The organism is Dactylosporangium sp. NPDC049525 (genome assembly GCF_040676755.1).
GTDB lineage: Bacteria > Actinomycetota > Actinomycetes > Mycobacteriales > Micromonosporaceae > Dactylosporangium.
Window position 1 is genome coordinate 371,772 of record NZ_JBFAPO010000001.1, and the last position, 25,237, is coordinate 397,008.

Genomic DNA, 25,237 nt, shown 5'->3' on the forward strand with positions numbered 1-25,237 from the left:
AGCGGGAGACACGGGACGGCGCGCGTAACGAGGGGGTGCGGCCCGACTCCCCATTCGGGTTCTCACCCGGCGCGCAGCCGCAGGCGACCAGTCCGGAGCCCGACGCACTCGACGGTGACCTGCCGCCGCTGCCGCCACCGCCACCGGTCGGTGCCGAACTGCCCCCGGACACGCCCGAAGAGGTGGTGCCGGACGCGGCGTACGAGCTGCCGCCCACCCCCACCGACGGCGCCCTCTGGCCCGGCGGCGACCCGTTCGCGGACGCCGATGAAGAAGAGGAAGAAGACCCGGAGGTCGCGGCGATGGTCGCGGCGTTCAACTCGACGGACGCCGCGGTCGCACCCAGCGGCGTCTCGGCCGGCCTCGCCGAAGCCCCGGAGGCCCCGGAGGTCCCGGAGGTCCCGGAGCCGTCCTCGGGGCTGGAGGCTGGGGTGAGCGCCGCCGCCAGCAGCAGTTCCGGCGGGACCAGTGGGCTTTCCGCGGCCGGTGAACCTTCCGCGACGAGCGGGCTTTCCGAGGCCGGCGGGTCTTCCGCGACGAGCGAGCCTTTCGTGACAAGCGGGTCTTCCGCGACGAGTGGGCCTTCCGCGACGAGTGGGCTCAACGAGGCGCCTGAGCAGCCGGCTGCCGGGCCTGACGGGCCTGACGGGCCGCGGCGCAGGGCCGAGCCTGAGGCGGACGTCATCGCGGCCGCGCTGGCCAGCGAGCCACCGGCGTACCAGCTGCCCTCGTTCGACTCCGTCGCGGGGACGTATGGTCCTCCGCCCGGGGAGTCCACGCCTTACTCGGGCATTCACCCCGCGGAGCCGGTGTCCTCGGATGTGGCGGCGCCGCCGTTCGCGCCGATCCCGGTCTCGGGGTTCGGTGCGCCGGCCGCGTCCCTGGAGGAGCCGGTCTCTCCGGCGGCCCCGCCGGTTCCCGCAACTCCTTCGGCCGATCAGCCGCTGCCGCCGCTGCCGACCCGCACCAGGGCGCCCCGGCAGCTGCCGGAGTCGTCGTGGGACGCGTTCGCCCGGCCGTGGAGCGCACCGGAGACGCCGGCCGCGGACGTGGAGCCGGCTTCGTCGAGCTCGTCGGCGGCGCCGGCCTTCGAGCCACAGGCGGTCGAGCCCGCTTCGCCGGCGGTGGCGGAGCCTTCGCCAGCGGTTTCGGAGCCGCAGGTGGTGCACCCATTCGCGGTGCAGAGCCGGCCTGCCCCTGAGGCGGCTCCGCCCGCCGAGCCTGTGCTGGCGCCGATCGACCGGCCGGTCGTCGACGTGTCGGCGGAGCCCTTGATGGCACCCGCCGCGGCCGCGCCGCCGGTCGTCCTGCCGGTTGCCGGGGCGTTCGCCGCCGCCGTGGTCGCCGCCCGGGCGAGCGCTTCCGTGCCCGGCATCCACTCGGTGAGCGCCGAGGAGGCCGAGCAGGCGGCCCGCAGCACCGCGACCCCCACGGTGTACCGCACCTCCATGGCCCTGCCGCAGTCGATGGCCAGTGCCTCCGCGTCGGGCAGCATCCCGGCCGCCGGCACCTCCGGTGCTGCCGAGGACGTCGAGCCGGGGTCGGCCGCTCCCGTTGAGCCGTTCCCGAGCCCGGAGCCGTCGCCGTTCCCCAGCCCGGAGCCGGTGCCGTCGCCCGAGCCGGCGCCGTTCCCGCCGGCACCGGAGCCTGAGCCGATCCCGACGCCGTACCCGCCCGCTCCGACACCACCCGCGCCGGCGCCGCCCGCTCCCGTGCCGGACCCGGAGCCGCAGCCGCAGCCGTTCCCAGGGCCGGGGCCGGAACCGCAGCCGTTCCCAGGGCCGGGGCCGGAACCGCAGCCGTTCCCGGGGCCGCAGCCGCCTTTGCCGTTCCAGGCGCCGGCGCCGTACACGACGCCGTCGTCGCAGCACCCGTGGGGCACGGGCGACTCCGGCCAGGCCGCCGCCGCTGCCGCCGCGGGTGGTCCTGGTGCGGCACCCAGCTGGGCTCAGCCCGCCGCGCAAGGATGGGCGCAGCCGCCCGTTGGGGGGCCGCAGCCGGCACCGCCGCAGGCGCCGGTCGGGCAGCAGCCGCCCGCAGGGGCACCGCAACCGCCTACACCGCCGCAGCCGCCGGTCGGGCAGCCCTATGGCGCGCCGCAGCAGTGGCCGGCGGCCGGGCAACAGCCGGTGTCGACGCCCCCCGCGCAAGGATGGGCTCAGCCGCCGGCGCCGCAGCAGTGGCAGGCTCCCCCTGGGCAGCCGAACCCCACTCCCGGCGTGTACGGCACCCCCACCCAACAGCCGCCCGGCCAGTACGGCACGCCGGCCCAGCCCGCGCAGGGCCAGTACGGCACGCCCGCCCAGCCGGCACCGGGCCAGTACGGCACGCCGGGTCAGTACGGTCCGACCGGTCAGCAGCCGGGGCAGTACGGCGCGCCGGGTCAGCTGGCACCGGGCCAGTACGGCACTGCGCAGCCGGCCCCCGGGCAGTACGGCACGCCGCCTGGGCAGTACGGCACGCCGCAGGGCCAGACGCCCGGGCAATACGGCAACCCGCAAGGCCAGGCGCCCGGGCAGTACGGCAACCCTCAGGGGCAAACGCCTGGGCAGTACGGCACGCCGCAGGGTCAAGCGCCCGGGCAGTACGCGGCGCCAGGTCAGCCGGGCTGGGCCACGCCGCCTGGACAGGGTGGACCGGGGCAGGGTGCGCCTGGGCAGCAGGGCTGGGCGGCACCGCCCGGTCAGCCGGTGTCCACGCCGCCTGCACAGCAGGGTTGGGCCGCGCCGCCGACGCCCGCGCAGCCCAGCTGGCAGCAGCCGCCCGCCGCTCCGCAGGGTGAGCAGAGCTGGGCGACCCCGCCCGGTCAGGGTTGGACGCCGCCGCCCGCGTCCGCACCGCCCGCATCCGCACCGCCCGCATCGTCGCCGCCGGTCTCGGGCGGACCGGCGTTCGCACCGCCGGCGTCCTCGCCGCCGGCTTCGGGTGGGCCCGCGTTCGCACCGCCGGCATCGTCGCCGCCAGTTTCGGGAGGACCGGCGTTCGCGCCGCCCTCCTCAGCACCGCCGTTCGCGCCGCCCTCGACGCCGCCTCCGTTCGCACCGCCGTCCTCGGCACCGCCGGCGTTCGCACCGCCGTCCTCGGGACCGCTGGCGTTTGCGCCGCCGCCCTCGACGCCACCTGCGTTTGGGGCGCCGGGTGCGGGGCAGCCGTCGTACACCATGCCAAATGCGACACCATCGGAGTCGACGCCACCAGTGTCAGCGCCACCTGCCTTCTCGATCCCGTCGGCGAGTCCGTCCGAGTCGACGCCGCCGGTCTCGTCGCCTCCTGCGTTCGCGCCGCCGAGCTGGGCGCCTGCCGGGCAGGCGTCGTCTCCGCCCGCGTGGGCTCAGCCGGCCGAACAGCAGGCGTCCGCGCCGCCGGCGCCGAGTTGGGCCCAGCCTCCGCCGGCCGGTGAGTCGGTGTCAGCACCGTTCGCGCCGAGTTGGGCGGCCCCGGCTGCCGCGGATCCCGCTGCGCCTAGCTGGGCTCCCCCGGCTCCCGCAGCTCCCCCGGCTCCCACTGCTCCCGCAGCGGAGGAGCCGAGGTGGGCGCCGCCGCCTGCCGAGGGGCAGCAGCCGATGTACTCCGTGCCGAGCGCTCACTCGGACCTGCCGCCGCTGCAGCAGACGGGCTGGGGTGCGCCTGTCGCGCCGGCGTGGGGAACGCCTGAGCCGCCGTCGGCGGGTCCGGAGCGGGACGACCGGCCGGCCAGCGACCGGACGCCGGGGACGGTCTACCCGTCGAGTGGGGCGCCGGCCAACCCGGCCCCGCCGGCGCATCAGCAGCCGCCTGCGATCCCTCCGCCTGCGGCGGAAGAGGAAGACCAGGTGGTGAGCGAGGCGGACCCTTCGCCCGCGGCCGAAAGCTACGGAAAATGGGCACGGAACCAGCGCAGCTCTGCGGGCACAGTCTATGGCGGGCAACGCGTCACTCCGGTGGCGACGGCCTCGGCCGACGGCGGCAGCAGCCCTCTGGAGAACTCCGGCTCACTGACCGGGCACATCTTGAGTCAGGGCACACCCGAAGCAGACGAGGACGAGGACGACGACGAGCCGGCCAAGTCCAGCAACCTGAAAGTCATGATCATCATTGCGGTGATCGTGGTGGCGCTCGTGGCGGGCGGGTACCTCGCCGTTACGTTCTCCAAGTCGTTCATCGATGAGATGTTCAGCGGCGTACCAACGAAATAGTGAACCGCGACACCTCGGCGTGGGGTCAGCGAGCGAAATCGGATAGGCTGAAGGGTCTCCAATCGGAAGGTCCCAGCTCCTTGCTGCTCGCTGACCCCAGTTCGTACCCCTCCATCTTCGAAGCTAGTGACGATTTCGAAGCCGTAGAGGAAATCCAAGGGCCCGGTTTCTCCGGGCTCGGCCTGCCCAACAAGTTGGTGCGTGCACTGACCAACCAGGGCATCACCGATCCGTTCCCGATCCAGACCGCCACGATCCCCGACGTGCTCGCGGGCCGTGACGTGCTGGGCAGGGGGCAAACCGGCTCGGGCAAGACGCTGGCCTTCGGCCTGCCGATGCTTGCCCGGCTCGCGGCGAGCGGACGCTCCCGTCCGCACTCGCCCAAGGCCCTGATCCTCGTGCCGACGCGCGAGCTCGCCATGCAGGTCAACGACGCGTTGACCCCACTGGCGAAGACACTCGGCCTGTTCTGCAAGACCGCCGTCGGCGGTGTGCCGTATGACCGGCAGATCTGGTCGCTCGAGCGGGGGGTCGACGTGCTCGTCGCGACGCCCGGCCGCCTCGGTGACCTGATCAAGCGCGGCGTCTGCCGGCTCGACTCGGTGGAGATCACCGTGCTCGACGAGGCCGACCAGATGGCCGACATGGGCTTCCTCCCTGAGGTCACGGAGATCCTGCAGCAGACGCCGACCACCGGTCAGCGCCTGTTGTTCTCCGCGACCCTCGACAAGGACGTCGACTCGCTGGTCAAGCGGTTCCTGATCGACCCGTCGACGCACTCGATCGAGCCGGCGACGGCCTCGGTGGAGTCCATGGACCACCACATGTTGCTGGTCCCGCCGAATGACAAGTTCGCCATCGCGGCGTCGATCGCTGCCCGCAAGGGCCGCACGATCCTCTTCGTGAAGACGCAGCTGGCCGTCGACGAACTGGTCGACCAGTTCGCGGCCGTCGGTGTGCGGGCGGGTGCCCTGCACGGCGGCAAGACGCAGCGGGTGCGCACGCGCACGCTGGCCGAGTTCAAAGAGGGCACGTGTGACGTCCTGGTGGCGACCGATGTCGCCGCTCGTGGGATTCATATCGACGATGTGTCGCTGGTCGTACACGTCGATCTCCCGAGGGACCAGAAGGACTACCTGCACCGCGCCGGTCGGACCGCGCGGGCCGGGGCAGCGGGCACGGTCGTGACGTTGGTGCTGCCGCGGCAGCGTCGACGGGCGGCGGCACTGCTCGCGAAGGCCGGGGTCACCCCGACCGAGCTTCGGGTGCGGGCCGGTGACGCGGCGTTGGCCGAGGTCACTGGCGCTCGGCAGCCGAGTGGCGTGCCGGTGCGGATCCAGCGCAGCGCTCCCAGCGGGGGCTCTTCGCATCACGGTGGCTCGTCGAGCCACGGCCGCCCTGGCCGGCGGCCGCAGCACGAACATGATCGTCGTCCACGGCGTTAGGTGACGACAGGGCGGTCCGCCGAATGGTGCGGACCGCCTTTTTGTTGCCCTGATTTTTGTCGTACCTGTGGGCTAACTTCGATGCATGACGGTGCTTCCACGGGCGTTCGCCTGGCAGCGGACGGACACGACCGGCGGTGAGTTCGTCACCCTCGACGACCGCCGCGGACTGTATGCCAAAGGCACGGCGTTCGCCGCCGACAACGCGTTGTATACCTGCCGATATGACCTGCACACCGATGACGGCTGGGCGAGCACCCGGCTCGAGGTGACGGCCGAGGGTGCGGGCTGGCGGCGGACGCTGCGGATGGAGCGGGCAGCGGGGCGCTGGCGGGTCACCACCGGCGAGCAGGGCGACCTGGAGCGGGCGCTGCCGACGGCACCGTTCTCCGGCATCGAGGATCCCGACCGGCTGCACCGGGTCCTCGACGTCGATCTGTATAACTCGCCGCTGACCAACACGCTGCCGGTGCGCCGGCTCGGCCTGCACCGCGCGGAGCCCGGCCGGATCTCGACGATCGAGGCTGCCTGGGTGTTGCTGCCGAGCCTGGCCGTGCTGCCCCTCGAGCAGACCTATGAGGTGCTGCCGGGGCGGCAGGTCCGCTATTCGACGGAGAGCTTCACGGCGGTCCTGCAGCTCGACGCGGAGGGCTATGTCGTGGACTATCCGGGGCTGGCGACGCTGGCTTAGGACGCCGACTGCGAGCGGCCTTCCCACTTCGTGGAGAGGGCGATCGCGGTGCGGGTGCGGGCCACACCTTGGACCCGGTTCAGTTCGATGATGAGTCGTTCAAGGTCGCTGATGGTCTTCACCCGCGCCTTGCACAGAAACGATTCCTCGCCGGCCATGAAGTAGCACGACTCGATTTCTCGATGTTCGCGCAGGGCTTCAAGGATGCCGTCGGTGTCGCCGCTGCTGTCGTGCACGATGCCGATCACAGCGGTCAGCGGCAGCCCCACGGCCTCCGGGTGGATCTCTGCCCGGTAGCCCTGAATGACACCGGAGGACTCGAGCTTGCCGACGCGTTCATGCACGGCCGGGGCGGACAGGCCGACCTTCCGGGCCAGCTCGGCATATGGAAGGCGGGCGTTGTCTCGAAGCAGGTCGATAAGTTGTCGATCGATCGCATCCATCGCGTCCAGCCTAATGGTCGGCGTTTTAGCACAGCTAATTACCCAACACGTGCGATTTCCTCGTTTCCCGGACACGGCACGCTAGCGGTGCTGTAATGGGCGTACATCCCAGGATGACTCGTGCTTTCAGCTTGCCGCATGGGGGTGCGCGGGCCCGATCGAGCCACCCATGGGTTAAGGAGGGGCCGTGGAGACGGGAGATCGTCTGCTGACGCCCGGCGAGGTCGCTGCCTTGTTTCGTGTGGATCCGAAAACGGTGACACGCTGGGCGGCGGCCGGCCGGATCAGCAGCATCCGAACCCCGGGAGGACACCGGCGGTTCCGGGAATCCGAGGTGCGGGCGCTGCTCGAAGGAGACGACGCGCTCGACGACACCTCTAACGGGAATGGCCGAGTTCACCCGACCAACGAGTGAACAAGGTATGAGACACGCCGGCAGCGTCGAGGACCTTGCCGGCGATGAAGTCGACGAGTTGGGTGGCCGTGGCCGCCGCTCCGGCCGAGTAGAAGCCGGGGCTGGCGGGGAGGACCACGGCGCCGGCGTCGTGCAGGGCAATGAGGTGCTCCAGGTGGCTGCGGGTCACCGGGGTCTCCCGCGGGACGACGACGACCGGTCGGCGTTCCTTGAGGTTGACCTCGGCGGCACGCTGCAGCAGGTCCTTGGAGAGGCCGATCGCGATGCCCGCGCACGCCGCGGTGCTCGCCGGCACGACGAGCATGCCCTTGACCTGGTAAGAGCCGCTGCTCGGACCGGCGGCGAGATCACCGGCGGGCCAGTGGACGACATCCGCAATTTCCTGGCCGATCCATTGCGCCAGGTCGTCCTTCCAGTGCGCGTCGCGGAAGGGCGCGCCGGTCTCGTCGAGGATCGTGAGCCGGGCGGCGCGTGACACGACCAGGTCGACGGCCTCGCCCGCGTCGAACAGCGCCCGGATCACCGCGGCCGCATATGGCGTGCCGGACGCCCCGGACACTCCGACGACCCACGGCCTGCGCTGATCAACCACGCCGTCAACTCTGCCACAACTGACCGGCCCGCTCGGAAACTGTCGTACCGGGTTGGCAGGATGGTGTGCATGGCACGCGGCTTCCCATATGCGGATCTCAACGAATTCCTTGCCGCCCTGCAGCGGGCCGGTGAGCTGCATCGCGTGTCCGCACCCGTGGACCCGCACCTGGAGATCAGCGAAATCGTCACCCGGACCGTCCGGGCGGGCGGGCCGGCGCTCGTGTTCGACCGCCCGACCCGCGGCGACATGCCGGTCGCGATCAACCTGTTCGGCACCGAACGGCGCATGGCGATGGCGCTCGGCGTGTCCCACCTCGACGAGGTCGGCGAACGCATCGGGGCGCTGGTCAAGCCGGAGCTGCCGGTCGGCTGGGCCGGCATCCGCGACGGCATCGGCAAGCTGCTCCAGCTCAAGGCGGTGCCCCCGAAGCACGTGAAGACCGCGCCGTGCCAGGAGGTCGTCTACAAGGGCGACCAGGTAGACCTCAACCGGCTGCCGGGCCTGCAGATCTGGCCCGACGACGGCGGGATCTACCACAACTTCGGCCTGACCCACACCAAGCACCCCGAGACCGGCAAGCGCAACCTCGGGCTCTATCGCCTCCAGCAGCACAGCCACAACACGCTCGGCATGCACTGGCAGATCCACAAGGACTCGACCGCGCACCATGCCGTAGCCGAGCGGCTCGGGCAGCGCCTGCCGGTGGCGATCGCCATCGGCGCCGACCCGGTCGTGTCGTATTCGGCGAGCGCCCCGCTCCCCTCGGACATCGACGAATACCTGTTCGCCGGGTTCCTGCGCGGCGATCGGGTCGAGATGGTCGACTGCCTGACCGTGCCGCTGCAGGTGCCGGCGAGCGCGCAGATCGTCCTCGAGGGCTATCTGGAGCCCGGCGAGCGCCTGCCCGAGGGGCCGTTCGGCGACCACACCGGCTTCTACACGCCGGTCGAGGACTTCCCGGTGCTGCACGTGGAGTGCATGACCACCCGCAAGCAGCCGATCTACCACTCGATCATCACGTCGAAGCCGCCACAGGAGGACCTCGGCCTCGGCAAGGCGACCGAGCGGATCTTCCTGCCCCTGCTGAAGATCATGATCCCCGACATCGTCGACTACGACCTGCCGGCCGCCGGCGTGTTCCACAACTGCGTGATCGTGTCGATCCGCAAGCGCTATCCGAAGCACGCCCAGAAGGTGATGAGCGCCATCTGGGGCGCCCACCTGCTGTCGTTGTCGAAGCTCATCGTGGTCGTCGACGACGACTGCGACGTGCACGACTACGCCGAGGTCGCCTTCCGCGCCTTCGGCAACGTGGACTACAAGCACGACCTGCTGCTCACCGAGGGCCCGGTCGACCACCTCGACCACGCCTCCTATCAGCAGTTCTGGGGCGGCAAGGCCGGCCTCGACGCGACGCGCAAGGGCCCCACGGAGGGCTACCATCGCGGCTGGCCGGAAGAGATGGTCATGTCGCCCGAGGTCGTGGCGCGGGTCGACAAACGCTGGAGAGAGTATGGGTTCAAGTGACGCTCGTTGAGGCACCCCGGAGCCGGGTCAAGGCATTCCTGCGGCTCGTCGCGATCGAGCACTCGGTGTTCGCGCTGCCGTTCGCCTACCTGTCGGCGCTGACCGCGATGACCATTCACGGCGGCCGCGTCAACTGGACCGACCTGCTGCTGGTGACGGTGGCGATGGTCGGCGCCCGCACGTTCGCCATGGCCGCCAACCGGATCATCGACCGCCACATCGACGCCCGCAACCCGCGCACCTCCCAGCGCGAGCTCGTCACCGGCGCCGTCAGCGTCCGCACCGCGTGGACCGGTGCCACGGTCGCCCTCGTCGTGTTCCTCGGCGCCGCCGCCCTGCTCAACCCGCTCTGCCTGGCACTCGCCCCGCTCGCCGTGGTGCCGCTGGTGCTCTATCCGTATGGCAAGCGCTTCACCAACTGGCCGCATGCCCTGCTCGGCGTGGCGCAGATGGTCGGCCCGGTCGGCGCCTGGCTCGCCGTCACCGGTGACCTGCGCGGCTCCGGCGCCGCCTGGGTCCTCGGCGCCGCGGTCGGCCTGTGGATCGGCGGCTTCGACCTCATCTACGCCTGCCAGGACGCCACCGTCGACCGCGAGATCGGCGTGCACTCCGTCCCGTCCCGCTACGGCGTCCCGTTCGCCCTGCACCTGTCGACCGCCGCGCACGTGGTGACGTTCGGCCTGTTCGTGTGGTTCGGCCAGCTCGTCGACCTCGGCTGGCTGTGGTGGATCGGCCTCGTTGCCACGGCCGTCGCCTTCATTTACGAGCACGCCATCGTCCGGCCTGATGACTTGTCCCGCGTCAACCGCGCTTTCTTCACGGCGAACGGGTTCGTGGGGATCGCTTTGTTCGTCTTCGCACTGCTCGACCTGACCATCCTGGGCGGCCTGCGCCCCTGACCCTCCACGCCTGTGCGGCTGGCACGGCCTCGCGGGCAGCACGCGCCCCTGCGCTTGCGCGGCGTGCTGGCGGCATGGCCTCGCGAGCGGGCATGCCCCTGCGGTTGCGCGGTGAGCGGGCGACGCGGCGTGCGGTTGCGCGTCGAGTGGGCGGCACGTTGTGCAGACGGCACGGCGCCCGGACGGCACGGCGTGCGGTTACGCGGTGCACGGGCGGCACGGCCCTCCCGAGCGAGCCCGCCCCCCGCGGTTGCGCGACGCGCAGGCGACGCGGCGTGCGGACGGCGCGCTGAGTGGGCGGCACGGCGTGCAGTTGCGCAGTGCGCCGCCGGCACAGCCTCGCGAGCGGGCCCGCCCTTGCGGTTGCACGCTGAGTAGGCGACACGGCGTGCGGACGGCACCGCGTGCGGACGGCGCGGCGTGCGGTTACGCGGTGCACGGGCGGCACAGCCTCCCGAGCGAGCCCGCCCCCGCGGTTGCGCGCTGAGTGGGCGACACGGCGTGCGGACGGCGCGGCGTGCGGGCGGCGCGGCCTCCCGAGCGGGCCCGCCCCGCGGTTGCGCGACGCACGGGCGATGCGGCGTGCGGACGGCGCGCAGAGTGGGCGGCGCGGCGTGCGGACGGCGCGGCCTGCGGTTACGCGGTGCACGGGCGGCACAGCCTCCCGAGCGAGCCCGGCCCCGCGGTTGCGCGACGCGCAGGCGATGCGACGTGCGGACGGCGCGGCGTGCGGGCAGCACAGCCTCCCGAGCGAGCCCGCCCCCGCGGTTGCGCGACGCGCAGGCGATGCGGCGTGCGGACGACGCGGCGCTCGGAGGGCACGGCGTGCGGACGGCGCGGTGCTCAGACGGCACGGCGAACGAGTGGCACGGCGAACGACGCGCTCTGCAGTCGCGCGGTGCTCGGACGGCACGGCGAACGGGCGGCACGCTCTGCAGTCGCGTGAGGTGCGGTTGCATGGGCACTCCCTGCCAGGGGCTACGACCCCACGGGCGGCACCGTGCGCCGCAACTGGCACGGGCGACCCGTCGCATCCGCACGGCCGACGTGCACCACGGCCGACACGCACCACCGCTGACACGTCACCGCGGTTGCGCAGCTCATGAATGGCACGGCCGGCCCGTCACGCCGTTGCGGCCGGGCAAGCACCAGGCCGACCCGCACCACGTCGACCCGCACCACGGCTGCGCAGCTCACGGCCGTCGCTGCCCGCGGCCAGCATGCGACACGGCCGGGGCGCCTTATGGCTGCGCGCTCACGGTTGCATGGCGCCGCATTGCGAGGGGACGACTTGGCGGGTGGGCGTGGCGCGGAGCGGAGCGGTGTTCAAGCGTCACGTTCACAGCACTGGGGACAACAATGGCGGGGGTGGTGGGGAGGTCGCTTCCGTGTGGCTGTGGTTTGCGGCGGGGTCTCGGCTCTGGTTGCGGCGTTCGGTGGCTGGCGGCCTCGGCGGCGAGCCGAGCCGTGGTTGCTGAGATTCCGCGGTGCTTTTTCCAACAACCCGAAGGATCTGCGGTGCCCTGGCCCCTGGGATCCTTCGGGTTGTTCGGTGGCTGCGTGGTGGGCGCGGCGGGGCTGGCCGGTGCGAGCGGCGGCTAGGTGAACGGCCGCCACATACCGCGAAAGCGCAGCAGCCCCCAAGCGGCGGCGAAGGCGAGCGCAGGGCGGCGGAGACGAAGCGCGGGGTGGTGGGAGGTGGCTAGACGCCGGCGTAGGAGTGCAGGCCGTTGGCGACGAGGTTGACGCCGAACAGGTTGACCAGCATGGTTGCCCAGCCGACGACGGCAATCCAGGACGTGATGCGGCGGCTGACGCTCGGGGTGGAGCGGGCGTGCAGGTAGCAGGCGTAGACGACCCAGGCGATGAACGACCAGATCTCCTTGGGGTCCCAGTTCCAGTATCGGCCCCATGCGGCTTCGGCCCAGATCGCGCCGGCGATGACGCCGAAGGTCCAGATCGGGAAGGCGAAGGCGTGGACGCGGAACGTGACGCGCTCGAGCATGTCGGCCTGTGGGAGGCGTTCGCCGAGGCTGTAGGGGAAGTTGCGCTTGCCCTGGTCGTGGCCCAGGCGGATCAGGTGCATGGCGGCGGCGACGAAGCCGACGAGGAAGATGCCGGAGGCGATCGAGGCGGCGCCGACGTGGATGACCAGCCAGTAGGACTGCAGGGCCGGGACGAGCGGGCCGACCGGGACGTACAGCGTCATGCCGGCGATCGCGAGCAGGATCGACGCGACGAGGGTGACGAAGAGGCCCAGGTGCCGCAGGTTGCGCCACTTGGCGAGGACGACCAGCCAGGCGGAGACGCCGACGAGGGTGGCGGTCATGACGAACTCGTACATGTTGCCCCACGGCGCACGGTCGGCGGCGATGCCGCGGGTGACCAGAGCGCCGAGGTGGCCCAGGTAGCCGAGGATCGTCAGGCCGACAGCCGCGACACCCGCCCACCGCGCACCGGAGGCATCCGACGAAGGCGATTCATCGGAAAAATCCGAAATGTCGGGAGGGGAGGAGAGCGTGGAGGCGGAGGCGAGCGCGGAAGCCGAGGACGGCGCGCCGACCGAAGCGGTGGCGGCGGGAGCGAGAGCCGGACCGCCGGCGCCGACGAGCACCCGCTGGCCTACCAGGCTGCGGGCGCCGAAGGCGTATTCGACGGCGTACGCCAGCATCGCGAGCACGTAGCTGAAGATCGTGACGACCAGCAGCTGATTCGACAATCCACCCATCAAACGACCTCCTTGACGTCAGTCTGCGCCACCTGCTCGGGCACCTGCGCGGCAGGGGCCACCGCAGCGACGATGGATGCGAACTCCTCGGCGAAGCCCGGGTAGTCCCCGCGCGGCAGTCCGCCCGCCGACATGCCGGTCGGGGTGATGCGGAAGAACACCCTGCGGCGCTTGCCGATGAGCGAGCCGAGCAGCCCGACCAGCAGCGCGGACGCGCCGACCAGGACGACCGGCTGGCCGGGGTCGTGCCGGATCGAGACGCTGATCCACTGCAGCGTGCCGACGAACTCGACGGTCGTGCCGTCGGGCAGGGTGCCCTTGTCGCCGGGCTTGAGCATGAGCGGGTCGCCGAACTTGCTGAGGCGCTTGGCGTCGATCTGGCGCTGGTCGAGGGTGTACACCGACAGCGGCGCACCGGCGTCGAAGCCGAGGACCCCACGGTAGGGCTGGAGCATGAGGCGCGGGTCGTTCTCGGCCGGGAAGGCGGACCTGCCGAGCGACGGGTCCGACGGCAGGGTCGGCAGGTATACGCCCGAGAAGCCGATCTGGGACTTCTCGTCCCGGGTGCCGGTCGAGGGGTTGAGGTTGACGTCCGGGAAGGTCGCGACGCCGTCGCTGGTCAGCATCCCGTCCTTGGGCAGGAACGCCGACACGTTCTCGTGCGTCCGGCCGTACTTGTCGGTGTACCGCAGGATCGGCGCGTAGCCGTGGCCGAGCAGCGACACGTTGGCGCCGTCGAGCCGCAGCGGGTCGTTGACCTGCAGCAGGTGCGACGAGGAGCGGCCGTGCTGGGTGACCGTCACGTCGGCCTTGTAGGTGACCGGCTGGCCGTTGTCGAGGTAAGTCGCGGCGAACTTGTCCATGCGCACGCAGAAGCGGGGCAGGTCGCCCTCGCCGACCTGGGCGCCGAGGGCGTGCTCGTCGTAGTTGAGCAGGGTGTTGCAGAACGCGAAGTCGTCGCCCTGCACGAGCAGCCGGTTGCCGTGCCACCCGAACCACGACCCGAACGCGACGCCGAGCAGCAGCGTCAGCAGCGCGAAGTGGAAGACGAGGTTGCCAGTCTCCTTCAGGTACCCCTTCTCCGCGCTGATCTCGGTGACGTCGCCAGTGGTGCGCACGACGGTGCGGAAGCGCCGGCGCCGCAGCACCGAAAGCACCTCGGCGGCGGGCACGACCGACAGATCCGAGGAGTGCGCGGGCAACCGGGAGAACCGCGCGGGCGCCGGCGGCGGCTTGCGCAGCATCGCCACGAAGTGGGCCCGGAAGCGGGGCACCAGGCAGCCGACCAGGGACGTGAACAGGAGCAGGTAGATCGCGGAGAACCAGGGCGAGCCGTACACGTCGAAGAAGAAGAACCGGTCGAGGGTGGGGCCCCACTCGGTGTTGTCCTGCAGGTATTGGCGGACCTTCTCCGGCGACACGTTGCGCTGCGGCAGCACGGAGCCGGGGATCGCGGCCACGGCGAGCAGGAACAGCAGCACCAGCGCGGTGCGCATCGAGGTGAGCTGCCGCCAGGCACGCCGGCACACGGAGACGATCCAGCGCATCAGATCGGCACCGATCCGGTTCCGACGTTGGTGGTGATGGCGATCATGAGGTCACTCCAGACGCCGGTGACGAGCGCGAGCCCGACGAGGACGAGCAGCGCGCCGCCGATGCGGGTCACCCATTGGCTGTTGCGCCGGATGAACTTGATGACCCCGATGAGCCGCTGGAAGCCCAGGCCGACGGCGATGAACGGCAGCCCGATGCCGAGGGAGTACGCAATGGCGAGGGTCACCGCCCTGGCCTGGGAGCCGCTGGTGGAGCCGAGCGCGATCATGGCGGCGAGCGTCGGGCCGGTGCACGGCGCCCACGACAGCGCGAAGACGACGCCGAACACGGGGGCACCGATGAGCCCGGCGGCGGGCAGCTTCTGCACCCGCCACTGCCGCTCCAGCCCTGGCACGAGGCCGATGAAGGCCAGGCCGAGGACGATGACGATCACGCCCGCGACGATCTCGATCATCCGCCGGTGGACCATGAGCTGCATCGCGGCGCTGGTGGCGAGCACGATCAGGGTGACAAAGACGGCCGTGAACCCGGCGATGAAGAGCGAGATGCCGGCGATGACCCGGCCGCGGCGGTGCCCGGAGTCGAGGTCGGCGCCCGCCAGGCCGGTGACGTAGGAGAGGTAGCCGGGCACGAGCGGCAGGATGCACGGTGACAGGAAGCTGGCGAGGCCGGCGAGGACGGCGACGGCGACCGCACCGAGCAGCGGGCCGCTGGTGGCGTAGTCGAAAGGCCCGGCGAGGAGCATCAGGCCTGCTCGGCGACCAGGTCGCGCACGATCGGCTCGAGGAGCTTCTGGTCGATCTGGGAGCGCAGCACCGCAGCGATGCGGCCCTTGCGGTCGATGACCAGGGTCGCCGGGATCGAGTTGGGCGGGACCGCGAAGTCCAGTGCGAGCGCCGCGGACGGGTCGAAGATGCTGCCGTAGCTCGGCTTGACGTCGGCGAGGAACGCCTTGGCCGGGTCCCGCTGGTCGTGGACGTTGATCCCGACGAAGGCGACCCCGTCGGCGCGGGTGGCGGCGTACACCTTCTCCAGCTCGGGCGCCTCGGTGCGGCACGGCGCGCAGTACGACGCCCAGAAGTTGATCACGACGACGTCGCCCTTGCGCTGAGCGAGGTCGAACGAGCCGCTGGCGTCCATGTAGTCGCCGCGCATCGCGGGCGCGGCGACCCGGTCGGAAACGGAGATCTTGCGGCTGCCGAGGGCGTTCTGCGGGGTGGTGCTGTCGCAGGCGGCCAGCAGGGCGAACGCGACGAGGACTCCTACAACCCGGTGCAACATCAGGCGCCCTTGGCGTTGCGGGCACCCGGCGACATGGCGACCAGGTGCGCGGCCGGTTCGCTGTACGCCACGCCGACGATCTTCGTGTCCTCGAAGTGGAAGCTGGTGTAGCTGGCGAGGTTGCACTCGCGCTTGCGGGGGTCGTGCCACAGGCGCTTGCGCTCGACGTGCCGGCGCAGCGTCCAGATCGGCAGCTGGTGCGAGACGCAGACGGCCTCGTGGCCCTCGGCGGCCTCCCGGGCGGCGAGCAGCGCGGCGAACATGCGCGCCGCGATCGCCGTGTAGGGCTCGCCCCACGACGGGGTCACCGGGTCCCGGAGCACCCACCAGTTGCGCGGGTCGCGCAGCGCGCCGTCGCCGGCGCCGACCCGCTTGCCCTCGAAGAAGTTGCCGCTCTCGATGAGCCGCTCGTCGACGGCGATCGGCAGGCCGAACTGGTCGGCGATCGGCGCGGCGGTCTGCTGCGCGCGCTCGAGCGGGCTGGCCACCACGTAGGTGATGTCCTTCTCGGCGACGGCCTGCGCGGCGGCCTTGGCCATCTGCACGCCGAGCTCGGAGAGGCGGTAGCCGGGCAGGCGGCCGTAGAGCACCTTCTCCGGGTTGTGCACCTCGCCGTGCCGCAGCACGTGCACGATCGTCTTGATGGTCATGACAGTCCGGCCGAGGCAACGGCCGCGGCGCGCGCGGCGTGCGGCAGGGCGGCGGAGATGACGTCCAGCGCCTCGGCGTTGATCGCGGTGGAGACGAACCACGACTCATAGGCGCTGGGCGGCAGGTAGACGCCGCGGGACAGCATGCTGTGGAAGAACGCCTTGAACGCCGCGACGTCCTGGGTGCGCGCGGCGTCGTAGTCGTGCACCGGCTGCGCGGTGAAGAAGATCGAGAACATGCTGCCGGCGGTGGCCAGCGTGTGCGGTACCCCCGCGGCGGCCAACGCGTCCGAGGACAACTTGCCGATCGTGGCCGCGGTCGCGTCCAGCTGCGCATAGACGTCGGGGGTCGCCAGGCGCAGGGTCGCGAGGCCGGCCGCGCAGGCGAGCGGATTGCCCGACAGCGTGCCGGCCTGATAGACCGGGCCGGCCGGGGCCAGCTGCGCCATGATCTCGGTGCGACCGCCGAACGCGGCGGCGGGCAGGCCGCCACCCATCACCTTGCCGAAGGTCCACAGGTCGGCGTCGACGGGCTCGAGGCCCGCCCAGCCGGCGCTGCTGACCCGGAACCCGGTCATGACCTCGTCGAGGATGAGCAGCGCGCCGTGCCGGTGGGCGATCTCGGCGAGCTTGGCGTTGAACCCGTCGCGGGGTGCGACGACGCCCATGTTGCCGCAGGCGGCCTCGGTGATGACGGCGGCGATCCGCGGGCCCTCGGCGGCGAAGGCCGCTTCGACGGCGGCGACGTCGTTGTACGGCAGGACGATCGTGTCACCCGCGGCCGCTCCGGTGACCCCGGGCGAGTCGGGCAGCGCGAGCGTCGCGACCCCGGACCCGGCGGCGGCGAGGAGCGCGTCGACGTGACCGTGGTAGCAGCCGGCGAACTTGACCACCTTGGGCCGGCCGGTGAAGCCACGGGCGAGCCGCAGCGCGCTCATCGTGGCCTCGGTGCCGGAGTTGACCAGGCGGACCTGCTCGACCGGGGTGCGCGCGACGATCTCCTCGCCGAGTGCCACCTCGCCCGGTGTCGGGGTGCCGAAGCTGGTGCCGTGCGCGGCCGCGGCGGTGATCGCACCGATCACCTCGGGATGCGCGTGGCCGAGGATCAGCGGGCCCCACGAGCAGACGAGGTCGACATAGCGTCGCCCGTCGGCGTCGGTGAGCCAGCAGCCCTCGCCACTGACCATGAACCGGGGGGTGCCACCGACCGCGCGGAACGCACGGACAGGTGAATTCACCCCACCCGGCACGATGGCCTGAGCGCGGTCGAACAGTGCCTGCGAAGCCGGAGCGTCACCCGCATAGGGGCCGAGGCCGGCGGAGTCAATAGCTGTCACAGCCTGCCCATTCTGACAGCCCGCCCGGGGCGGCGCCGAGCGCCCCCGGACCGCCTGTGCCCGACGCCACTACGGACGCTGATCCACGTTAGGCTGTGCGGGTGGATCGACCGGATCTTTCCGTCACCGTGCGCCGCGCCCCGACCGAGACCGTGGTGGCGCTCGCCGGCGAGATCGACATGTCCACGGTCCAACGGCTGGCGACGGCCGTCGATGAGATCCTCGGCGGCGACACCCCGACGCGGGTCGTCCTCGACATGGGCGGCGTGACGTTCTGTGACTCGCAGGGGCTCGGCACGCTGGTCGTGCTCAGTCGCAAGGCGACCATGGCACAGAGCTACCTGGTGCTGGTCAACGTCGGCGCGTTCCTGATCCGCGTCCTGGACATCACCGGCCTCAGGGGCGCGCTGATGATCCAGGAAACCGCTACTTGAGCAGCCTGGTCAACACGGAGATCGCCTTCTCCACCTGAGAGCGGCCGACCTCACCGCCCGCGGCGAGTCCCGCCTTGAGCAGCGCGGTGGCCTCGTCGACGGCGACGCCCACCGCCCGCATCTCGCCCTCCCGGACCTTGACCAGGTCCGACTGCGCCGCGAGCTGCTGCGTCTTCGTCCACAGCTCGACGAACACCGACACCTTGGCCCGCAGCACCCACGGGTCGAACGGCTTCGTGAGGTAGTCGACGGCACCGGCCGCGTAGCCGCGCAGCGCCAGGTGCGAGTCCCGGTCCGCCGCGGTGAGGAAGATGATCGGCACGTGCCGGGTCCGCTCGCGGCGCTTGATGTGCCGGGCGGTCTCGAAACCGTCCATCGTCGGCATCTGCGCGTCGAGCAGGATGAGGGCGAAGTCGTCCACCAGCAGGTGCTTGAGGGCGTCCTCGCCGCTGTCGGCGCCGACGGTCTGGACCGGCAGCCCCTGCAGGATGGCCTCCAGCGCGAGGAGGTTGTCCCTTCGGTCGTCGACGAGCAGCACCTTCGCCGGCCGGTCCGGTCCAGTCAAGGATGCGGCCCCTTTCTGACGTCATCGATCAACTTACACCGCACGACCTTCCCCGTTTACCCAGGCGGCCATCACGTCAAGCAGTTCGTCGAGATCAACCGGCTTGGTGATGTAGTCGCTGGCCCCGGCGGCCAGGGACGACTCGCGGTCGCCGGGCATCGCCTTGGCGGTCAGGAACACCACCGGCAGGTTCGCGAAGCGCCGGTTGCGCCGGATCGTGCGGGTCGTCTCGTTGCCGTCCTGGTCGGGCATCATCGCGTCCATCAGCACGATGTCGACGCCGGGGTGCTCCGACAGCACGCGGACCCCGTCGATGCCGTTGTCGGCGTACAGGACCGTCATGCCGTGCAGCTCCAGCGCGCTGGTGAGGGCGAAGACGTTGCGCACGTCGTCGTCGACGATGAGCACGGTCGCGCCGTCGAGCTGGTGCGCGGCCGCGGTCGGGCGGCGCTCCGGGGTGGGTAGCGCCCGCAGCATCGCCGGGCCCGGCGGCAGGCTGCGGACCGGCGGCAGCGGCTGCGCCGGGACCGCGTGCACGGTCTGGGTGACCTCGGTCGCGATGACGTCCGGCAGGTACAGGGTGAACGTGGCACCCCGGCCGACCTCGGAGGTGACCCCGATCGCGCCGCCGAGCAGCCGGGCGAGCTCGCGGCTGATCGACAGGCCGAGGCCGGTGCCGCCGTACTTGCGGCTGGTCGTGCCGTCGGCCTGCTGGAACGCCTCGAAGATCAGGGCGACCTTGTCGTCGGAGATGCCGATGCCCGTGTCGTGGACCGCGAACGCGATCACCCGCCGCGCGCCGGCGAGGGTCGGCGAGGTGAACTGCAGATCGGGTGTGGCGACGCTGATGGACAGCGTGACCGCGCCCTTCTCGGTGAACTTCACCGCGTTGGAGATCAGGTTGCGCAGGATCTGCTGGAGGCGCTGCGGGTCGGTGACGATCGCCGGCGGCAGCTCGACGGCGGTGCCGACCGTGAAGTCCAGCCCCTTGTCCTCGGCCTGCGGCGCGAACGCCTGCTCGACGTAGGAGCGGATCTCGTCGAAGGAGACCTCGCCGGGCTCCACGTCCATGCGGCCGGCCTCGATCTTCGACAGGTCGAGGATGTCGTCGATCAGTGCGAGGAGGTCGGAGCCCGCGTTGTGGATCGTCGCGGCGAACTCGATCTGCTTCGAGGTGAGGTTGGTGTCGGGGTTGTCGGCGAGCAGCCGCGACAGCAGGAGCATCGAGTTGAGCGGGGTGCGCAGCTCGTGGCTCATGTTGGCGAGGAACTCCGACTTGTACTGCGACGCCTGCGCCAGCTGCTGCGCCTTCTCCTCGAGGCCGAGCCGGGCCATCTCGATCTCGCGGTTCTGCTTCTCGATGTTGCCCTTCTGCTCCGACAGCAGCGTCGCCTTCTCCTCCAGCTCGGCGTTGGTGCGCTGCAGCTCGGCCGACTGGTCCTGCAACTCCAGGGCGAGGCGCTGCGACTGCGACAGCAGCTCCTCGGTCCGCCGGTTGGCGAGGATCGTCTTCAGCGCGACGCCGATGGTGACCACCAGCCGGTCGAGGAACGCCAGGTGCAGCTCGGAGAACGAGGCGACGCCGGCGAACTCGATGACGCCGAGCGGCTCGCCCTCGAACAGCACCGGAAGCACGACGAGGTCGGCCGGGGCTGTCGCGGCGAGGCCGGAGCGGACCTGCAGCCGGCCGTCCTGTGGGGCGGTGACCCGGATCGCGCGCCGCGACAGCGACGCCTGCCCGATCAGCCCTTCGCCGGGCGCGAAGCTGATCTCGGTGCCGGGCGGCATGTATCCGTAGGACGCCTCCAGCCGCAGCCGCAGGCCGGCCCCGGCGTCGGTGCCGGCCAGGAAGAACGCGCCGATCTGCGCGTCGACCAGCGGCGTCACCTCGGCCATGATCATGCGGCAGACCTCGCCGAGGTCGCGCTGGCCCTGCAGGAGGCCGCCGACACGGGCCAGGTTGGAGTCGAGCCAGCCCTGCTCGGCGTTCTTCTTCGTCGTCTCGCGCAGCGTGACGATCATCTGGTTGATGTTGTCCTTGAGCTCGGCGACCTCGCCGAGCGCCTCGACCGCGATGCGCTGGGTCAGGTCGCCGCGGGTCACGGCGGTGGACACCTGCGAGATGGCGCGCAGCTGGGTGGTCAGCGTCGAGGCGAGCTGGTTGACGTTCTCGGTGAGGTCCCGCCAGGTGCCGGAGACGCCCCGCACCTGGGCCTGGCCACCCAGCTTGCCCTCGGAGCCGACCTCACGGGCAACCCGGGTGACCTCGTCGGCGAACGACGACAGCTGATCCACCATCGTGTTGACCGTCGACTTCAGCTCCAGGATCTCCCCGTGCGCGTCGACGGTGATCTTCTGCGACAGGTCACCCCGCGCCACGGCGGTGGTGACCTGGGCGATGTTGCGGACCTGGGACGTCAGGTTGGAGGCCATCGAGTTGACGTTGTCGGTGAGGTCCCGCCAGGTGCCGGAGATGCCCTTCACCTGGGCCTGACCGCCGAGCTTGCCCTCGGTGCCGACCTCGCGGGCGACACGCGTGACCTCGTCGGCGAACGACGACAGCTGATCCACCATCGTGTTGACCGTCGACTTGAGGGCCAGGATCTCGCCCTGGGCATCGACGGTGATCTTCTGCGACAGGTCACCACGGGCCACCGCCGTCGCCACCTGCGCGATGTTGCGGACCTGGGCGGTGAGGTTCGAGGCCATGAAGTTGACGTTGTCGGTGAGGTCGCGCCACGTGCCAGCAACGCCACGCACCTGGGCCTGGCCACCCAGCTTGCCCTCGGTGCCGACCTCACGGGCGACACGGGTGACCTCATCGGCGAACGACGACAGCTGATCCACCATCGTGTTGACCGTCGACTTCAACTCCAGGATCTCGCCCCGAGCATCAACCGTGATCTTCTGCGACAGGTCACCCCGCGCCACCGCCGTCGCCACCTGCGCGATGTTGCGGACCTGCGACGTCAGGTTCGACGCCATGAAGTTCACGTTGTCCGTCAAATCCCGCCACGTACCGGCAACGCCGGTCACCTGCGCCTGACCACCCAGCTTGCCCTCAGTACCGACCTCACGGGCCACACGCGTGACCTCATCGGCGAACGACGACAGCTGATCCACCATCGTGTTGACCGTCGACTTCAACTCCAGGATCTCGCCCCGAGCATCAACCGTGATCTTCTGCGACAGGTCACCCCGCGCCACCGCCGTCGCCACCTGCGCGATGTTGCGGACCTGCGACGTCAGGTTCGACGCCATGAAGTTCACGTTGTCCGTCAAATCCCGCCACGTACCGGCAACGCCGGTCACCTGCGCCTGGCCACCCAGCTTGCCCTCAGTACCGACCTCACGGGCGACACGGGTGACCTCGTCGGCGAACGACGACAGCTGGTCCACCATCGTGTTGACGGTGTCCTTCAGCTCCAGGATCTCGCCCTGCGCGACAACGGTGATCTTCTGCGACAGGTCGCCACGGGCCACGGCGGTCGCGACCTGGGCGATGTTGCGGACCTGGCCGGTCAGGTTGGACGCCATCGAGTTGACGTTGTCGGTGAGGTCCTTCCAGGTGCCGGCCACGCCGGGCACGTCAGCCTGGCCGCCGAGCTTGCCCTCGGTGCCGACCTCGCGGGCCACGCGGGTCACCTGCTCGGCGAAGACCCGCAGCGTGTCGACGAGCGAGTTGATCGTCTCGGCGAGCTCGGCGACCTCACCTTTCGCCGCGACGGTGATCTTCTGCGACAGGTCGCCACGGGCCACGGCGGTCGCGGCGGTGGAGATCGAGCGGACCTGGCCGGTGAGGTTCGCGGCCATCGAGTTGACCGAGTCGGTCAGGTCCCGCCACGTGCCGGCGACACCGGTGACCTGCGCCTGGCCACCCAGCTTGCCCTCAGTACCAACTTCCCGGGCGACACGGGTGACCTCGTCGGCGAACGACGACAGCTGGTCGACCATCGTGTTGACCGTGCGGCCGATGGTGAGGAACTCGCCGCGCAGCGGGCGGCCGTCGATCTCCAGCGCCAGCTGCTGCGTCAGGTCCCCCTCGGCGACCGCCACGATCACGCGGGCGATCTCCGTCGTGGGGCGGCCCAGGTCGTCGATGAGGGAGTTGACCGCGTGGATGCGGTCCAGCCACGCCCCTTCGAAGCCCTCCTCGTCCAGGCGCTCGGTCATGCGGCCCTCACGGCCGACGACGCGGCTGATGCGCAGCAGGTCGCGGGTGTGCCGCAGCTTGAGCTCGGCCAGCCGGTTGAACCGCTCGACCACCTCGCCCGGCAACCCGTCCCGCCGGTTGAGACGGTGCTTCAGATCACCGGACGCCAGCCGGTCCAGCCCGGCGGACAGCTCCTCGAGCAACAGCGTCTCAGGACTCTTCTGGGTGACTTCTTCGACTGTGGTCATGGCGTCTCCACCGGTCTCGGGGGCAGGCGGCGTCCACCCATCGTCGTCTCCAGGTTGGATTGTTACCACCGTTCGGTAGAGACTGCGAGGTGTGAACGCCCCGACCGTCCGGAGGATCCGACTCCCGGCCGACCATAGCTCTCCTGGTCTGGCGCGCGAAGCGATCCGGACGATCGTGCACGAACGGGACCTGGGCGGGATCCTCGACGAGGCGCTACTGCTGGTCACGGAGCTGACGACCAACAGCGTCGTGCACGCCGGCACCGAGGTCGACGTCGAGATCACCGCCGCCGATGCCTCGCTCACCGTCACGGTGCTCGACTTCCGGCCCGGCACCGTCGTGCCCAACATCCCGGCGCCCGGCCTCACCACCGCGGACCTTGACGAGCGCGGGCGTGGCCTGCTTCTTGTCGACCAGCTTGCCTCATCGTGGGGCACGCTGCACTTCGGCGGCGGCAAGGGCGTGTGGTTCCGGCTCGACAAGCCGGGTTCGACCGGCGCACGAAACGACATCACGCCACCCGGCTTCGAGATCCCTCTCGCCCCGGCGCCCGAGGCGCTCAGCGCGCTGGGCTGGTCGGGCACCGGCACCTCGCTGACCGAGGTCGCGGAGGAGCTGCTGCAGCGGCTCGTCGGCGTGATCGGCGCGGCCGGCGCCGCCCTGACCCTGGACGAGGGCGACGGCCCGCACACGATCGCGGCCGTCGGCCGGCTCACCGGATCGGTCGACAGCGGCCGGCGGGTGCCGCTGCGGGTCACCAAGCCGTGGCGGGCCGAGCTGCTCGTCGCCGGCGGTGGCGGCAACCCGTATGCGCGACCGCTGACATCCCTCGCCGCCGACCGGCTGATGCTGCTGGTCGAGAACCACCGGCTGCGCCGCGCCGACTCGGAGCGGCGCACCTGGCTGACGTTCCTCGCCGACGCCAGCGAGCTGCTCGCCCAGTCGCTCGACGTCGAGCTGACCCTGGCGCTCATCCCGCGGCTGGTGGTGCCCCGCCTCGGCACCTGGTGCGCGATCCACGCCGCGGACGCCGGCGGGGAGCTGCGGCTGGCCGCGGCCGCGCACGCCGACGAGTCGATGCTCACGGACCTGCTGGACGCGCTCGGGCAGGCGGCGCCGCAGCTGAAGGAGGCGATGGGCACCGACGCCGTCGTCCCGCTCGGCCCGCCGCTGGAGGGCTACGTGGTCGCCCTGATCGCCCGCGGGCAGCACCTGGGCACGCTGACTGTCGGCGGTGGCCGGGACACCTGGCAGCGCAGCGAGGAGGTCGCCGTCGTCGAGGACGTGGCCCGGCGCGCCGCGCTCGCGATCGACAACGCCAACATCCACGCGGAGCGGCGCAGCATCGCCCACGCCCTGCAGCGCTCGCTGCTGCCGCCGCAGCTGCCGAAGGCCGAGGGCGTCGAGTTCGGCGCCGAATACGTGCCGACCGGCGAAGGGGTCGACGTCGGCGGGGACTTCTACGACGTGGTGCCGCTCTCCGGCCGGCGCTGGCTGGTCGTCGTCGGCGACGTGTCGGGCAAGGGCGTCCAGGCGGCGACGGTCACCGGTCTGGTACGGGATGTGACCCGCGTCCTCGTCCGCGACGGCAGGCCGCTGCCGGAGACGCTGAAGCGGATCAACGAGACGCTGCTGGAGCGGGGCGCCGGCCGCTTCTGCACGCTGTGTCTCGCCGAGATCATGCGCCGGCCCGACGGCACCCTGGACGTGGCGCTGCACCTGGCCGGGCACGACCAGCCGGTGCTGCTGCGCGCCGACGGGCGCACCGAGATGGCGGGCCAGTGCGGCACCGCCCTCGGCCTGCTCGACACGATCAACACCCCGCGCACGCAGATCACCCTGTATCCGGGCGACACGCTGATCTTCTACACCGACGGCGTCACCGAGCGCCGCCGCGGCACGGAGCTGTTCGGCGTCGACCGGCTGCGCGAGGAGGCGGGCCTGCTGGCCGGCTTCCCCGCCGACGTCGTGGTCGCCCGCCTGCGCGCGACGACGCTCAACTTCTCCCCCGAGTCACCCCGCGACGACATTGCCATCTTCGCGGTCAGAAATGACGCTTAGAAATCAGCTTGCGTGCGCAGCGCAGCGGAGCATGG

Annotated in this window: 20 protein-coding genes; 8 read left to right on the forward strand and 12 right to left on the reverse strand. The window is 71.2% G+C overall.

Features of this window, described 5'->3' with window-relative positions; genetic code table 11:
• Window positions 1–937 precede the first annotated feature (937 nt).
• Both AB0K00_RS01620 and AB0K00_RS01625 read right to left on the reverse strand, forming a co-directional pair.
• Complete coding sequence (locus tag AB0K00_RS01620) at window positions 938–1,882, reverse strand: hypothetical protein (protein WP_363513576.1); 945 nt, start codon at window positions 1,880–1,882, stop codon at window positions 938–940.
• Window positions 1,883–2,806: 924 nt separating this feature from the next.
• Window positions 2,807–3,163, reverse strand: a complete 357-nt coding sequence (locus AB0K00_RS01625; protein WP_363513579.1) for a hypothetical protein — start codon at window positions 3,161–3,163, stop codon at window positions 2,807–2,809.
• Between the two features lie 400 nt (window positions 3,164–3,563).
• Between AB0K00_RS01625 and AB0K00_RS01630 the strand changes: the two genes are divergently transcribed.
• The 3 genes from AB0K00_RS01630 (at window position 3,564) to AB0K00_RS01640 (ending at window position 6,311) form a co-directional block, all read left to right on the forward strand.
• On the forward strand, window positions 3,564–4,175 hold the full coding sequence (locus tag AB0K00_RS01630; protein WP_363513582.1) for a hypothetical protein: 612 nt from the start codon (window positions 3,564–3,566) through the stop codon (window positions 4,173–4,175).
• Window positions 4,176–4,288: 113 nt separating this feature from the next.
• Window positions 4,289–5,620 (forward strand): DEAD/DEAH box helicase, encoded by a 1,332-nt coding sequence (locus AB0K00_RS01635; RefSeq protein ID WP_363514987.1) that lies wholly within the window; start codon window positions 4,289–4,291, stop codon window positions 5,618–5,620.
• Window positions 5,621–5,705: 85 nt separating this feature from the next.
• A complete protein-coding gene (locus AB0K00_RS01640) occupies window positions 5,706–6,311 on the forward strand; it encodes a putative glycolipid-binding domain-containing protein (protein WP_363513585.1) in 606 nt (201 codons plus the stop codon).
• Here AB0K00_RS01640 and AB0K00_RS01645 read toward each other — a convergent pair.
• On the reverse strand, window positions 6,308–6,754 hold the full coding sequence (locus tag AB0K00_RS01645; protein ID WP_363513588.1) for an Lrp/AsnC family transcriptional regulator: 447 nt from the start codon (window positions 6,752–6,754) through the stop codon (window positions 6,308–6,310). The two genes, AB0K00_RS01640 and AB0K00_RS01645, sit on opposite strands and share 4 nt — an antisense overlap.
• A 187-nt stretch (window positions 6,755–6,941) precedes the next feature.
• Here AB0K00_RS01645 and AB0K00_RS01650 point away from each other — a divergent pair, with 187 nt between their 5' ends.
• Window positions 6,942–7,169: a BldC family transcriptional regulator gene (locus AB0K00_RS01650; RefSeq protein WP_033363294.1), complete on the forward strand. Its 228-nt coding sequence runs from the start codon at window positions 6,942–6,944 to the stop codon at window positions 7,167–7,169.
• Here the strand turns inward: AB0K00_RS01650 and AB0K00_RS01655 are convergent.
• Window positions 7,132–7,761 (reverse strand): UbiX family flavin prenyltransferase, encoded by a 630-nt coding sequence (locus tag AB0K00_RS01655; RefSeq protein ID WP_363513592.1) that lies wholly within the window; start codon window positions 7,759–7,761, stop codon window positions 7,132–7,134. The genes AB0K00_RS01650 and AB0K00_RS01655 overlap by 38 nt on opposite strands.
• 69 nt (window positions 7,762–7,830) lie before the next feature.
• Between AB0K00_RS01655 and AB0K00_RS01660 the strand changes: the two genes are divergently transcribed.
• Both AB0K00_RS01660 and mqnP read left to right on the forward strand, forming a co-directional pair.
• Window positions 7,831–9,291, forward strand: coding sequence for a menaquinone biosynthesis decarboxylase (locus AB0K00_RS01660; protein ID WP_363513595.1), 1,461 nt, complete (start codon window positions 7,831–7,833; stop codon window positions 9,289–9,291).
• Window positions 9,267–10,190, forward strand: a complete 924-nt coding sequence (gene mqnP, locus AB0K00_RS01665; RefSeq protein ID WP_363514989.1) for a menaquinone biosynthesis prenyltransferase MqnP — start codon at window positions 9,267–9,269, stop codon at window positions 10,188–10,190. Before AB0K00_RS01660 ends, mqnP begins: the two co-directional genes overlap by 25 nt.
• Before the next feature lie 1,702 nt (window positions 10,191–11,892).
• Here mqnP and ccsB read toward each other — a convergent pair.
• Genes ccsB through hemL form a run of 6 tightly spaced genes read right to left on the reverse strand, consistent with a single transcriptional unit; the run spans window position 11,893 to window position 17,740 of the window.
• Window positions 11,893–12,918 (reverse strand): c-type cytochrome biogenesis protein CcsB, encoded by a 1,026-nt coding sequence (gene ccsB / locus AB0K00_RS01670; protein ID WP_363513598.1) that lies wholly within the window; start codon window positions 12,916–12,918, stop codon window positions 11,893–11,895.
• Window positions 12,918–14,465, reverse strand: coding sequence for a cytochrome c biogenesis protein ResB (locus AB0K00_RS01675; RefSeq protein WP_363513601.1), 1,548 nt, complete (start codon window positions 14,463–14,465; stop codon window positions 12,918–12,920). Before AB0K00_RS01675 ends, ccsB begins: the two co-directional genes overlap by 1 nt.
• Window positions 14,465–15,217: a cytochrome c biogenesis protein CcdA gene (locus tag AB0K00_RS01680; RefSeq protein WP_363513604.1), complete on the reverse strand. Its 753-nt coding sequence runs from the start codon at window positions 15,215–15,217 to the stop codon at window positions 14,465–14,467. The genes AB0K00_RS01675 and AB0K00_RS01680 overlap by 1 nt, the downstream gene beginning before the upstream one ends.
• Window positions 15,217–15,753, reverse strand: a complete 537-nt coding sequence (locus tag AB0K00_RS01685; protein WP_363513607.1) for a TlpA disulfide reductase family protein — start codon at window positions 15,751–15,753, stop codon at window positions 15,217–15,219. Before AB0K00_RS01685 ends, AB0K00_RS01680 begins: the two co-directional genes overlap by 1 nt.
• Window positions 15,753–16,403, reverse strand: coding sequence for a histidine phosphatase family protein (locus tag AB0K00_RS01690; protein ID WP_363513610.1), 651 nt, complete (start codon window positions 16,401–16,403; stop codon window positions 15,753–15,755). Before AB0K00_RS01690 ends, AB0K00_RS01685 begins: the two co-directional genes overlap by 1 nt.
• The gene (gene hemL / locus AB0K00_RS01695) at window positions 16,400–17,740 is read right to left on the reverse strand and encodes a glutamate-1-semialdehyde 2,1-aminomutase (RefSeq protein WP_363513613.1); all 1,341 of its coding nucleotides are present in this window, start codon (window positions 17,738–17,740) and stop codon (window positions 16,400–16,402) included. The genes AB0K00_RS01690 and hemL overlap by 4 nt, the downstream gene beginning before the upstream one ends.
• A 101-nt stretch (window positions 17,741–17,841) precedes the next feature.
• Here hemL and AB0K00_RS01700 point away from each other — a divergent pair, with 101 nt between their 5' ends.
• On the forward strand, window positions 17,842–18,174 hold the full coding sequence (locus AB0K00_RS01700) for an STAS domain-containing protein (RefSeq protein ID WP_363513616.1): 333 nt from the start codon (window positions 17,842–17,844) through the stop codon (window positions 18,172–18,174).
• On the opposite strand, the gene AB0K00_RS01705 is transcribed toward AB0K00_RS01700, so the two are convergent.
• Both AB0K00_RS01705 and AB0K00_RS01710 read right to left on the reverse strand, forming a co-directional pair.
• Window positions 18,167–18,739 carry a response regulator gene (locus AB0K00_RS01705; RefSeq protein ID WP_363513619.1) on the reverse strand — a complete coding sequence of 191 codons (573 nt, stop codon included), beginning with the start codon at window positions 18,737–18,739 and terminating at the stop codon, window positions 18,167–18,169. The two genes, AB0K00_RS01700 and AB0K00_RS01705, sit on opposite strands and share 8 nt — an antisense overlap.
• Before the next feature lie 33 nt (window positions 18,740–18,772).
• Window positions 18,773–23,140, reverse strand: a complete 4,368-nt coding sequence (locus AB0K00_RS01710; protein ID WP_363513622.1) for a HAMP domain-containing protein — start codon at window positions 23,138–23,140, stop codon at window positions 18,773–18,775.
• 175 nt (window positions 23,141–23,315) lie between these two features.
• On the opposite strand from AB0K00_RS01710, the gene AB0K00_RS01715 reads away from it, so the two are divergent.
• Window positions 23,316–25,202: a SpoIIE family protein phosphatase gene (locus AB0K00_RS01715; protein WP_363513625.1), complete on the forward strand. Its 1,887-nt coding sequence runs from the start codon at window positions 23,316–23,318 to the stop codon at window positions 25,200–25,202.
• The last annotated feature ends 35 nt before the right edge of the window (window positions 25,203–25,237 follow it).